The 12,232-nt window shown below is 65.2% G+C and carries 12 protein-coding genes; 9 read left to right on the top strand and 3 right to left on the bottom strand.

Features of this window, described 5'->3' with window-relative positions:
- Nucleotides 1-142 precede the first annotated feature (142 nt).
- From queA to secF, 5 genes are all read left to right on the top strand, one after another.
- Nucleotides 143-1,201, top strand: a complete 1,059-nt coding sequence (queA, locus tag L0U81_RS02480) for a tRNA preQ1(34) S-adenosylmethionine ribosyltransferase-isomerase QueA (protein ID WP_233800011.1) — start codon at nucleotides 143-145, stop codon at nucleotides 1,199-1,201.
- A gap of 113 nt (nucleotides 1,202-1,314) precedes the next feature.
- Nucleotides 1,315-2,505: a tRNA guanosine(34) transglycosylase Tgt gene (gene tgt / locus L0U81_RS02475; RefSeq protein WP_233800010.1), complete on the top strand. Its 1,191-nt coding sequence runs from the start codon at nucleotides 1,315-1,317 to the stop codon at nucleotides 2,503-2,505.
- Nucleotides 2,506-2,723: 218 nt separating this feature from the next.
- On the top strand, nucleotides 2,724-3,053 hold the full coding sequence (gene yajC / locus L0U81_RS02470; protein WP_008922485.1) for a preprotein translocase subunit YajC: 330 nt from the start codon (nucleotides 2,724-2,726) through the stop codon (nucleotides 3,051-3,053).
- A gap of 115 nt (nucleotides 3,054-3,168) precedes the next feature.
- Nucleotides 3,169-5,250: a protein translocase subunit SecD gene (secD, locus tag L0U81_RS02465; protein ID WP_233800009.1), complete on the top strand. Its 2,082-nt coding sequence runs from the start codon at nucleotides 3,169-3,171 to the stop codon at nucleotides 5,248-5,250.
- A gap of 18 nt (nucleotides 5,251-5,268) precedes the next feature.
- Nucleotides 5,269-6,219, top strand: a complete 951-nt coding sequence (gene secF / locus L0U81_RS02460) for a protein translocase subunit SecF (RefSeq protein WP_233800008.1) — start codon at nucleotides 5,269-5,271, stop codon at nucleotides 6,217-6,219.
- A gap of 111 nt (nucleotides 6,220-6,330) precedes the next feature.
- On the opposite strand, the gene L0U81_RS02455 is transcribed toward secF, so the two are convergent.
- The 3 genes from L0U81_RS02455 to L0U81_RS02445 all read right to left on the bottom strand — a co-directional run bounded on the left by L0U81_RS02455 (nucleotide 6,331) and on the right by L0U81_RS02445 (nucleotide 8,144).
- On the bottom strand, nucleotides 6,331-6,900 hold the full coding sequence (locus tag L0U81_RS02455) for a YceI family protein (protein WP_233800007.1): 570 nt from the start codon (nucleotides 6,898-6,900) through the stop codon (nucleotides 6,331-6,333).
- A gap of 111 nt (nucleotides 6,901-7,011) precedes the next feature.
- Entirely contained in the window at nucleotides 7,012-7,575 is a 564-nt protein-coding gene (locus L0U81_RS02450) for a YceI family protein (protein WP_233800006.1), read from the bottom strand.
- Between the two features lie 8 nt (nucleotides 7,576-7,583).
- Complete coding sequence (locus L0U81_RS02445; protein WP_233800005.1) at nucleotides 7,584-8,144, bottom strand: cytochrome b; 561 nt, start codon at nucleotides 8,142-8,144, stop codon at nucleotides 7,584-7,586.
- Nucleotides 8,145-8,467: 323 nt separating this feature from the next.
- Between L0U81_RS02445 and L0U81_RS02440 the strand changes: the two genes are divergently transcribed.
- Genes L0U81_RS02440 through L0U81_RS02425 form a run of 4 tightly spaced genes read left to right on the top strand, consistent with a single transcriptional unit; the run spans nucleotide 8,468 to nucleotide 12,194 of the window.
- The gene (locus tag L0U81_RS02440; protein WP_233800004.1) at nucleotides 8,468-9,115 is read left to right on the top strand and encodes a paraquat-inducible protein A; all 648 of its coding nucleotides are present in this window, start codon (nucleotides 8,468-8,470) and stop codon (nucleotides 9,113-9,115) included.
- A gap of 7 nt (nucleotides 9,116-9,122) precedes the next feature.
- The gene (locus L0U81_RS02435; RefSeq protein WP_233800003.1) at nucleotides 9,123-9,773 is read left to right on the top strand and encodes a paraquat-inducible protein A; all 651 of its coding nucleotides are present in this window, start codon (nucleotides 9,123-9,125) and stop codon (nucleotides 9,771-9,773) included.
- Nucleotides 9,766-11,427 carry a PqiB family protein gene (locus L0U81_RS02430; RefSeq protein ID WP_233800002.1) on the top strand — a complete coding sequence of 554 codons (1,662 nt, stop codon included), beginning with the start codon at nucleotides 9,766-9,768 and terminating at the stop codon, nucleotides 11,425-11,427. Before L0U81_RS02435 ends, L0U81_RS02430 begins: the two co-directional genes overlap by 8 nt.
- Entirely contained in the window at nucleotides 11,424-12,194 is a 771-nt protein-coding gene (locus L0U81_RS02425; RefSeq protein ID WP_233800001.1) for a PqiC family protein, read from the top strand. Before L0U81_RS02430 ends, L0U81_RS02425 begins: the two co-directional genes overlap by 4 nt.
- Nucleotides 12,195-12,232 lie beyond the last annotated feature (38 nt).

The raw sequence follows: 12,232 nt of genomic DNA, 5'->3' as shown, positions 1-12,232 counted from the left end.
GCCGCCCTTCACGCATACATCGTAAGCAGGACGCGGCACAGGGCGCGCGGGCCGCATCGGCGTCCCGCCATCATAGCCGCCCGGCTCCGGCTTCGGCTCAATTCACTCCCAAATCAGCCCCAACCCGCTTCCAGTCGTTCGCATGTTTACGCTTTCCGATTTCGATTTCGATCTGCCGCCCGAGCTGATCGCGCAAGTCGCGCTGCCCGAGCGCAGCGCGAGCCGTCTGCTCGACGTGGACGCCGCAGGCGCTGCCGATGGCGCCGCGCGTCTGATCGACCGCCGCTTCACCGAACTGCCCGAGTGCATCGCACCCGGCGATCTGCTCGTCTTCAACGATACCAAGGTGCTGAAGGCGCGCTTCTTCGGCCAGAAGGCCAGCGGCGGCAAGGTCGAAGTGCTGGTCGAGCGCCTGACCGGCGAGCGCAGCGCGCTCGCGCAGATCCGCGCGAGCAAGAGCCCGCAGGCGGGCACGACGATCCGTCTCGCGGATGCGTTCGAGGTCACAGTCGGTGAGCGCGTCGATCAGTTCTACACACTGCATTTCCCCGACGACTGTCTGATGCTGATCGAGCAATACGGCCGTCTGCCGCTGCCGCCGTACATCGAGCACGATCCCGACGCAACCGACGAAACCCGCTACCAGACCGTATTCGCGCAGAATCCGGGCGCGGTCGCCGCGCCGACCGCCGGCCTGCACTTCGACGACGCGCTGCTCGCCAGCCTCGACGCACACGGCGTCGAGCGCGCCACGCTTACGTTGCACGTCGGCGCGGGCACGTTTCAGCCGGTGCGGGTCGAGAACCTCGCCGAGCACAAGATGCACAGCGAGTGGTATCACCTGCCGCAAGCGCTCGCGGACAAGATCGCCGCGACCAAAGCGCGCGGCAACCGCGTGATCGCGGTCGGCACGACCTCGATGCGCGCGCTCGAAGCCGCCGCGCGCGACGCCGAAGCGGCCGGCCACCCGCTCGCCGCGGCGAGCGCGGAGACCGACATCTTCATCACGCCCGGCTATCGGTTCCGCGTGGTCGACCGGCTGGTCACGAACTTCCATCTGCCGAAGTCGACGCTGCTGATGCTGGTGTCGGCGTTCGCGGGCGTCGAGACGATTCGCGCCGCATATCGTCATGCGATCGAAGAGCGGTATCGCTTTTTCAGCTACGGTGACGCGATGCTGCTCACCCGGCGCGATGCATAAGCCGGTACACGCACTGCTTCGACGTCTTGCAGTTTTCCCAGCCGCCGCGATCCTTCGTGGCGGTTTTCATTGATTGCGCCGGACTGTTTTCCGGTAGCCCAGGAGTGATCCCAATGACCCTCGGTCATCCCTCGCAACAGCCTGTCCACGAGCGCCCGGAGAACGGCCTCAAATTCGAACTGCTCGCCACCGACGGCCTCGCGCGCCGCGGCCGCGTCACGCTCAATCACGGTGTCGTCGAGACGCCGATCTTCATGCCGGTCGGCACCTACGGCACCGTGAAGGCGGTCCAGCCGCGCGAGCTCGAGGAAATGCACGCGCAGATCATCCTCGGCAACACCTTTCACCTGTGGCTGCGCCCCGGCCTTGAAACGATCGAGGCGCACGGCGGCCTGCACGGCTTCATGGGTTGGAAAAAGCCGATCCTGACCGACTCGGGCGGCTTCCAGGTGTTCTCGCTCGGCGATCTGCGCAAGATCACCGAGGACGGCGTCACGTTCGCGTCGCCGATCAACGGCGACCGGCTATTCCTGTCGCCGGAAGTGTCGATGCAGATCCAGAAGGTGCTGAACTCGGACATCGTGATGCAGTTCGACGAATGCACGCCATACGCGACCAACAACATCCCGACCTCGCACAAGGAAGCGGCCGAATCGATGCGCATGTCGATGCGCTGGGCACAACGCTCGATCGACGAATTCCAGCGCCTCGGCAATCCGAATGCGCTGTTCGGCATCGTGCAGGGCGGCATGTTCGAGGATCTGCGCGACGAGTCGCTCGCCGGTCTCGCAGAAAAGAACTTCCACGGCCTCGCGATCGGCGGTCTGTCGGTCGGCGAGCCGAAGGAAGACATGATGCGAATCCTGAACCACATCGGCCCGAAGCTGCCGGCCGACAAGCCGCACTACCTGATGGGCGTCGGTACGCCGGAAGACCTGGTCGCCGGGGTCGCGGCCGGCGTCGACATGTTCGACTGCGTGATGCCGACGCGCAACGCGCGCAACGGCTGGCTCTTCACGCGCTTCGGCGACGTCAAGATCCGCAACGCCACGCACAAGAACTCGCTGCGCCCCCTCGACGAGCAATGCGGCTGCTACACCTGCCGCAACTTCACGCGCGGCTACCTGCACCACCTGCACCGCGTCGGCGAAATCCTCGGCGCGCAGCTGAACACGATTCACAATCTGCACTACTACCTGGAACTGATGCAGGAAATGCGCGATGCGATCGAGGCGAAGCTGTTCGACGCGTTCCGCAAGCGCTTCCACGAAGACCGCGCGCGCGGCGTCGAACCGTCGTCCTGACGGCCCGGCGCGCGGATTCCGCTGAGGAATCCGCGCTGCCGCCCCGCGTCGCACGCGGGCAGCTTACAATCCACTTTCGCCTGTCACTGGATTTGCCTCGACGCGGACCTTTAAACGGTTGATCGCAAAGCCGATTCGCCGTGCCGGCGCGCGCGTGGCCGGTGGTAGAATAATCGGCTAACTTTTATGTTCGTTTGACTGATAACGGAGAGACCAACGTGTCGTTCATTTCCAATGCCTTCGCGCAAGGCGCTGCAGCAGGCGGTATCGAATCGAACCTGATGAGCTTCCTGCCGCTGATCCTGATGTTCGGCGTGCTGTACTTCATCATGATTCGCCCGCAAATGAAGCGCCAGAAGGAACATCGCAACATGCTCGCAGCGATGGCCAAGGGCGATGAAGTCGTGACGAACGGCGGCATCGTCGGCAAGGTGACGAAGGTGGGCGAAGCCTACGTCGGCATCGAAATCTCGGAAGGCACGGAAATCACCGTGCAAAAGGCGTCGGTTACGACGATTCTGCCGAAGGGCACGATCAAGTCGCTTTAAGGCCTGCTCTCCTGCGTCCGGCGCGGCCTCGCCGGCAGTTCAGGCACTTCGCTGAACGGCCCGCGCTCATCGTCGGACGCATCGCATCCAAGCCAACCTTCCCGTTGGACCACTCATGAATCGCTACCCCCTCTGGAAATACGCCGTGATGCTGGTGGCTCTGGTCATCGGCCTCGTGTACACGCTGCCCAATCTGTACGGCGAAGCACCGGCGGTGCAGGTGTCGAGCGGCAAGGCGACGGTCAGGCTCGACGCCACCACGCTCGCATCGGTCGAAGCCGCGCTCGCGGCCAGTCAGATCAAGCCGACCGCGGTCACGTTCGACAACTCGCAGACCAACGCGAACATTCGCGTGCGCCTGACGGACACGGACACGCAGCTGCGCGTGAAAGACCTGCTGCAGAAGTCGCTCAATAGCGACCCGAACGATCCGCAGTACATCGTCGCACTGAACCTGCAAAGCGCGTCGCCGAGCTGGATGACCGCGCTGCGCGCACTGCCGATGTACCTCGGTCTCGACCTGCGCGGTGGCGTGCACTTCCTGCTGCAGGTCGACATGGCCGGCGCGTTGAACAAGAAGCTCGACTCCGACGCCTCGGACGTGCGCACGCTTCTGCGCGACAACAACGTGCGCGACGGCGGCGTGAATCGCGTGAACCAGTCGGTGGTGGTGAATCTGGCCGACCAGGCCACGGCGGATGCGGCACTCAAGCTGCTCGGCCGTAGCGTCAGCGAACTCCAGTGGGCGTCGCAGCCGAACACCGGCGCGGACGGCGGCGTGCAGCTCGTCGGCACGTTCACGCCGGCCGTGCAGCGCGCGGTGCAGGACGCCGCGCTCAAGCAGAACATCACGACACTCCATAACCGCGTGAACGAACTTGGCGTGGCCGAGCCCGTGATCCAGCAACAGGGATCGGACCGCATCGTCGTCGAGCTGCCGGGCGTGCAGGACACCGCGAAGGCGAAGGACATCATCGGCCGTACGGCGACGCTCGAAGCGCGCCTCGCCGATCCGGTCAACACGCACCCGAACCCGAACGACCCGGTGCCGGCAGGCGATGAACTCTTCACGCAAGGCAATCAGGCGCCGGTGCTGCTGCGCAAGCAGGTGATCTTCACCGGCGACCGCATCATCGACGCGTCCGCGGGCTTCGACGAGCATCAGCGTCCGTCGGTCAACATCCGTCTCGACTCGGCCGGCGGCCGCGCGGTGCGCGCAGTGTCGCGCGATAACATCGGCAAGCCGATGGCGATGGTGCTGTTCGAACGCGGCAAGGGCGAAGTGCTGACGGTCGCGACGATCCAGTCGGAACTGGGCGACCGCTTCCAGATCACTGGCCAGCCAACCCCGCAAGCCGCCGCCGACCTCGCGCTGCTGCTGCGCGCCGGTTCGCTCGCCGCGCCGATGGAAATCATCGAGGAACGCACGATCGGCCCGAGCCTCGGCGCAGACAACATCAACAAGGGCTTCCACTCGGTCGTGTGGGGCTTCGCGGCCATCGCCGTGTTCATGATCGCGTACTACATGCTGTTCGGCGTGATCTCGATGATTGGCCTGTCCGTGAACCTGCTGCTGCTGGTCGCGGTGCTGTCGATGCTGCAGGCCACGCTCACGCTGCCGGGTATCGCCGCTATCGCGCTCGCCCTCGGTATGGCGATCGACGCGAACGTGCTGATCAACGAGCGCGTGCGCGAAGAACTGCGCAACGGCGCACCGCCGCAACTGGCCATCCAGAACGGCTACGCGCATGCATGGGCGACGATTCTCGACTCGAACGTGACCACGCTGATCGCCGGCCTCGCGCTGCTCGCGTTCGGCTCGGGTCCGGTGCGCGGCTTCGCGATCGTCCACTGTATCGGCATTCTGACGTCGATGTTCTCGGCGGTGTTCTTCTCGCGCGGCCTCGTCAACTTCTGGTACGGCGGCAAGAAGAAGCTGAAGTCGCTGTCGATCGGCCAGGTGTGGCGTCCGCAAACGGCGGCCGCAGGCTCGGCTGCGTATGTCGGCGACAGCCTGGGCGACAACGACGCCGCGACCGACACGGCACAGGCCATCGCCAAGGCGAAGGCACGCTCGAAGGCACCGGCCGCGGCCGGCGCGCAGGGTCGCGCGAAGCCGACCGTGCGTCGTCGCAATGCGCCGGGCACGCCGACGTCGAACGACTCGACGCCGCAAAAACCGGGTTCATCCCGCTGAGTCCCGGAGAACAAGACCATGGAATTTTTCCGCTTCCGTAAAGACATTCCGTTCATGCAGCGCGCGTTGATCTTCAACGCGATCTCGCTGATCACCTTCCTCGCCGCCGTGTTCTTCCTCGTGCATCGCGGGCTGCATCTGTCGGTGGAATTCACCGGCGGTACCGTGATCGAGGTGCAGTATCCGGGCGCGGTGCCGCTCGACCCGGTGCGCAATACGCTCGGCAAGCTCGGCTATGCGGACGCCCAGGTGCAGAACTTCGGCTCCTCGCGCGACGTGCTGATCCGTCTGCCGCTGAAGTCGGGCTTCACGTCCGCGCAGCAGAGCGACCAGGTGATGGGCGCGCTGAAGGCCGACACGCCGGAGGTGCAGTTGCAGCGCGTTGAGTTCGTCGGTCCGCAGGTCGGCAAGGAACTCGCCACCGACGGTCTGCTCGCGCTCGCGTGCGTGGTGGCCGGTATCGTCATCTATCTGTCGTTCCGCTTCGAATGGAAGTACGCGGTGGCCGGCGTGATCGCGAACCTGCACGACGTCGTGATCATTCTCGGCTTCTTCGCGTTCTTCCAGTGGGAGTTCTCGCTGTCGGTGCTGGCCGCGGTGCTCGCGGTGCTCGGCTATTCGGTCAACGAGTCGGTCGTTATCTTCGACCGGATTCGCGAGACCTTCCGCCGCGAACGCAAGATGACCGTGATCGAAGTGATCAACCACGCGATCACCAGCACGATGTCGCGAACCATCATCACGCACGGCTGTACGCAGATGATGGTGCTGTCGATGTTCCTGTTCGGCGGCCCGACGCTGCACTACTTCGCGCTCGCGCTGACGGTCGGTATTCTGTTCGGTATCTACTCGTCGGTATTCGTCGCCGCGGCGCTCGCCATGTGGCTCGGCGTCAAGCGCGAAGACCTGCTGAAGGACAAGAAGGAACGCGCCGATCCGGACGATCCGAACGCAGGTGCACAGGTTTGATGCGCGCGTAGCTGCTCATTGCGCAAACAGGAAAGGCCGGTTCTTGCGAACCGGCCTTTTGCGTTTACACCGTGCGTCGTGTTGCGGCGCAGCGTAAAGGCGCGATTGCGCTTACTGCTGCTTGATGCCTTCCGACTGGATATGCAGGCGCGTCTGCATGCTGAAGCCGTACTTCGTGCCGAAGTCCATGCCGAAGTCGGCGCGGTTGAATTCGGTACTCGCCTCGACGCCGCACACTTCACGCTTGAGCATCGGATGCGGCATGCACTTGAACGAATCGATCTTAAGGTTCACCGGCTTCGTGACGCCGCGAATCGTCAGATCGCCGATCACCTCGACCGGCTTGTCGCCGTCGAACTTGATCTGGGTGCCTTTGTACGTCACCGCCGGATACTTCTCGACGTCGAAGAACTCGTTGGACCTCAGATGATCGTCGAGCTTAGGGTTGCCGGTCTGCACCGAAGCGGGATCGACGCTCACGTCGACGCTGCCGGTTCTGGCCGCGCGATCGAGCGTCACCGTGCCGGTACTCTTCGTAAACTTGCCGCGCCAGATCGACAGACCGCCCAAGTGGTCGGCCTCGAAGCTCGGAAACGTATGCATCGGATCAAGCACATAGGTATCGGCAGCAAAGGCGCCGAGCGACAGCGACGAAGCCAGCGCGCCAACAGCGATCAACATGGACGTTTTCAATTCATGCTCCTGTTTTGCGTTGAAAATCGCGGTGCAACCTGCGGTGGAAAAACGGCCGCGCCCCACGTGGCGCGCCGGACATCGCGAACGCCGCACGCGTTATGTGTGCGCGGCGACGATATGAAACCTGATCACCACTTCGTCGGCGACGACCGACGTGTCCTTCCATTCACCAGTGCCGATGTCGAACTGCGAGCGCTTGATCGGCAGCGCGCCGTCGAAGGTCTGGGTCGCGCCCTGCTGGCTGACCGTGACCGGCACGACGACCGTCTGCGATTTGCCCTTGATGGTCAGCTTGCCAGTCACATTGAACTTGTTGCCGCCAGCCGGCGCGATCGCGCTCGACACGAACGTCGCGCCCGGATAGGTCTTCGCGTCGAACCATTCCTTGCCGCGCACCTGCTCGTTGTAGCTCTCGTCACCGAGATCGTAGCTGGCGACGTCGATGTTGATCTGTGCGCTGCCGGACTCGGGCCTTGCCGGATCGAAGCTGACCTGGGCGGTGAACTTGCCGAACTTGCCTTCGACCGGCACGTTCATCTGCTTCGAGGTGGCCGTCACCGAACTCTTCGCGACGTCGACCTGCGCGAGCGCCGCGCCCGCGGTGCTCAGCGACGCGGCCGCAAACGCGGCGAGCATGTAGCGATAAAACGAGACCTTCATGGTTGTCCTTATTTGAGGAAGGGGAGCATGCGCGACAGCAGGCCGTCCCGATCGAGCCATTGATGCTTGAGCGCGCCCGCGACGTGCAGCCCGACCAGCACAAGCAGCGTGTAGTTCAGCGCGATGTGCATGTTCTTCAGCACTTCCTTAAGGTGCGGATCGGGCGCGATGAGGCGCGGCAGCGGAATCAGCCCGAGATAGACGACCGGCACGTTCGCCGCCGAGCTATACAGATAGCCGGACACTGGAATCGCGATCATCAGCACGTACAGCAGCAGATGCACGAGATGCGCGGCGCCGCGCTGCCAGGTCGGCATGCGGCGCGGCATCGGCGGCGCGCCGTGGATCGCGCGCCATACGATCCGCACGATCGCGAGCGCGAACACGGTCACGCCGATCCATTTGTGCCACGAGAAATAGCGCAGCTTGGTGGGCGTGAAGCCCGGAATGTCGGTCATCACCCAGCCGAGCGCAAAGCCGCAGACGATCAGCAGCGCGATCAGCCAGTGAAAAGCGATGGCGGTCCGCGTGTACGACTCCCGGGTACCGAACGATGGATTGAGTGTCATGACAGATCAACGCAGGCAGGTAGAAGTTAACGGCGTCCCGCGGCCGCCTATTCCGCGGTAACCGCAGTACATCGGTGCGGCGCGCGGCCGATCCGGCGGGCATCATCGCCGGAACAGGCCGCCGCGCATGCCAAGGCCGCCATGCTACCCCAAGCGCGAAAAGCTGGCTGAAGCGCATCAGCGGAACAGGCCCGGATATTGCGGTGCAGCGGTTCGCGCCGGTCGCGGGGCGGCGTTTGGTACCATTGCTCCTCGCCGCCGCCTGACCCATCGTCAAGAAAGTGCCTCGCACCCCGCCACCACGTCGTTAGCCCACCCGCCGCATGGAACATGACAACCTGATCGCGTGCCATGAATGCGATACGCTGTTCCGCAAGCCAACGCTTGTCGGGCGCACCGTCGCGCGCTGTCCGCGCTGCGGCGCGACGCTCTATCTCGGCGTCTCGCGCAAGCTCGACGTGATCTGCGCGCTGACGCTCGCCGCGCTGATCACGTTCGTGATCGCCCAGGGCTTTCCGATCGTCGAACTCGAAACCAACGGCATCACCTCGCAGACCACGCTGTTCGGCGCGCTGGTCGCGCTGTGGGGCGAGGACATGGAGATCGTCGCCGTGATGGTGTTCTGCTCGACGATCCTCTTTCCGCTCACCGAACTCGTCGCTCTGCTGTACGTGCTGGTGCCGCTGCGCGCCGGCTACGTACCCGCGCACTTCAACCGCGTGCTGCGCGCGATCCAGTTCGTGCGGCCGTGGGGCATGATCGAAGTGTTCATGCTCGGCGTGCTGGTCACGATCGTGAAGATGGTGAGCCTCGCGCGCGTGATTCCCGAGGCGGCGTTGTTCGCGTTCGGCGCGCTGACGCTCATGTTCGCGGTCGTCGTCACGTTCGATCCGCGCGTGCTGTGGGATGTCGCCGACGAGATCGGCGCGCGTGGCGACCGGCCATTGCCGCGCACGTCGCGCGAAGGATGAGCCGGCGATGAAATACGTCACCGCGAAACGCGCCGGCCTGCTGTCCTGCCATGCGTGCGGACGCGTCGAACCGCGCGACCGCTCGGTCACGCCGCAGCCCTGCGGCCGCTGCGGCGCGCCGCTGCACTCGCGCAATCCCGACAGCCTGATGCGCACATGGGCACTGCTGATCGCCGCGGCGCTGCTGTATATTCCGGCGAACCTGCTGCCGGTGATGCACACGTCGTCGCTGCTCGGCTCCGAGGACGACACGATCATGAGCGGCGTCGTCTATTTCTGGACCTCCGGCGACTGGCCGCTCGCGGTGATCGTGTTCATCGCCAGCATCCTGGTGCCGATGCTGAAGCTCACGGTGCTCGTGCTGCTCACCGTCACGGCGCAGCGCCGCTCGCGCTGGCGCCCGCAGCAGCGCACGACGCTGTACCGGATGGTCGAGCGAATCGGCCGCTGGTCGATGCTCGACGTGTTCGTCGTCACGCTCACCGTGGCGCTCGTGCGCTTCAAATCGCTGGCCGTGATCACGGCCGGGCCGGGCGCGATCGCGTTCGGCTCGGTCGTGATCCTGACGATGCTGGCCTCCATGCAATTCGATCCACGACTCATCTGGGACCCCGTGGAAGGCAGTACCCCAACACCTCAGGATCTTCACCATGACTAGCCCGCAAGGACCGACGCCCGCTTCCGGTGATGCGCCGCGCAACGATTCGAACGGACCCACACTGCCGCCCCAACTGCCCGACCCCGACATCGAGCCACGCAGCCGCTGGCTGCCGTCGCTCGTCTGGGTGATTCCGCTGATCGCCGCGCTGATCGGCATCGCGCTCGTGATCAAGTCGGTGACCGAGCGCGGTCCCGTGATCACGATCAGCTTCATCAGCGCCGAAGGGCTCGAGCCGGGCAAGACCCAAGTCAAGTACAAGGACGTCACCGTCGGCTCGGTGAAGACGATCACGCTGTCGCAGGATCTGTCGCATGTGCTCGTGCAGGTGCAGCTCACCAAGGAAGGCGGCAAGTTCGCGGTCAAGGATTCGCGCTTCTGGGTGGTGCGTCCGCGCGTCGGCGCGAGCGGCGTGTCGGGTCTGACCACACTGCTGTCCGGCTCGTACATCGGCGCCGACGCGGGCCGTTCGACCGACAGCGAGAGCAACTTCGTCGGCCTCGAAACGCCGCCGCCCATCACCGGCGACCAGAAAGGCCGTCAGTACACGCTGCACGGCGATTCGCTCGGCTCGATCGACATCGGCTCGCCGATCTTCTACCGGCGCGTGCAGGTCGGCCAGGTGGTCGGCTTCTCGCTCGACAAGGACGGCACCGGCGTGACGATGCAGGTGTTCGTGTCGTCGCCGTTCGACCAGTATGTCGGCACCAACACGCGGTGGTGGCACGCGAGCGGCGTCGATCTGCGGCTCGATTCGAGCGGCTTCAAGCTGAACACGCAGTCGCTCGCGACGGTGATCGTCGGCGGTCTGTCGTTCCAGTCGCCGCCAGGCCAGAACACGGGCCCGCAGGCGCCGAACAACGAGACGTTCCGCCTCGGCTCGGACGAAGCGGACGCGATGCGCGAACCGGACGGCATCCCCTTGCACGTCGTGATGAACTTCAACCAGTCGCTGCGCGGCCTGTCGATCGGCGCGCCGGTCGACTTCCGCGGCATCGTGCTCGGCCAGGTGACCAATATCGGCATCGACTACGATCCGAAGACGCAGAGCTTCACGATGCCGGTCACGATGAACATCTACCCGGACCGCCTCGGCAAGCGCTTCCGCGAGACCGCGCCGCAGCCGGGCACGCTCGCCGGCGAGAACATGTTGCAGGAGCTCGTCAGACACGGCCTGCGCGGCCAGCTTCGCACCGGCAACCTGATCACGAGCCAGCTGTACGTGGCGCTCGATATCTTCCCGAAAGCGGCGCCGGCCAAGGTCGACGTGACGCGCGATCCGCTCGAGCTGCCAACCATTCCGAACACGCTCGACGAATTGCAGCTGCAGGTCGCCGACATCGCGAAGAAGCTCGACAAGGTGCCGTTCGACCAGATCGGCGACAACCTGAACAGCGCGCTGAAGAACGCCGACCAGCTGTTCGCGCGTCTCGACAAGGAAGTGGTGCCGCAGGCGCGCGATACGCTGACGGCCGCGAAACAGACCTTCAGTTCGGCCCAGGCGACCTTGCAGCAGGACTCGCCGTTGCAATCCGACGTTCATCAGGCGTTGCAGGAACTGACGCGCACGTTGCAGTCGCTGAACGCGCTGTCGGATTACCTCGAGCGTCATCCCGAATCGCTGTTGCGCGGTAAATCAGGAGATAAACCATGATGTTTGCCCGGCTCCCCCGCTCGCCGCGCGCGCTCGTGCGCGGTGCCGTACGCGGCGTCGCGTATGGCACCGCGCTGGCCGCGGCGCTCGCCATCGCGGCGTGCTCGTCGCCGTCGAGCCGTTTTTATACGTTGGGCGGCGCGGATAGCACGGGCACTGCCGCGAATGGCGCCGCACCGGCGCTCGCGCGCACCGGCGCCGCGCCCGCGTGGCTGATCGAAGTCGCGGCGGTCAACGTGCCGCCGCAGGTATCGAGAAATCAGCTCGTCGTGCAGACCGGGCCGACTCAGGTGCAGCTGCTCGAAGAGGAGCGCTGGGCGTCGCTGCCCGGCGACGAAATCCGTCGCGCGCTATCGACGAATCTGACGCAGCAGCTCGGCACCATCGATGCGTTCGGCACCGCGCGGCCGGACGACGCGGCCGTGTACCGGATCGCGATGAACGTGCAGCGCTTCGAGTCGTGGCCCGGCTCGCATGCGTTGATCGATGCGGTGTGGAGCGTGCGGGCCGTGCGCAGCAACGCGGTGATGACGTGTCGCAGCGTGGTCAGCGAGACGGTTGGCGGCGGGTATGACGCGCTCGTCGATGGACATCGGCGCGCGCTCGCGGAAGTGTCGACGCAGATCGCGGCGGGGGTGCGGGCGATGGCGGCAATGCCCGTCGCTGCCACGGCCACAACGGGCAGGAATGCCTCGTCGGCCCAATCGGCGGCGCCGGTCGTGCCGCCCTGTCCTTCCGCGGAAACGGCCGCGGGAGCCGGCGCCTGACAGGATAGAGCGACGCGCCGGCCGGTCCGCCGACCCCG

Source organism: Paraburkholderia sp. HP33-1 (assembly GCF_021390595.1).
Taxonomy (GTDB): domain Bacteria; phylum Pseudomonadota; class Gammaproteobacteria; order Burkholderiales; family Burkholderiaceae; genus Paraburkholderia.
Note: the sequence above shows the minus strand (reverse complement) of the source record. Positions and strands in the feature narration are given on the sequence as shown.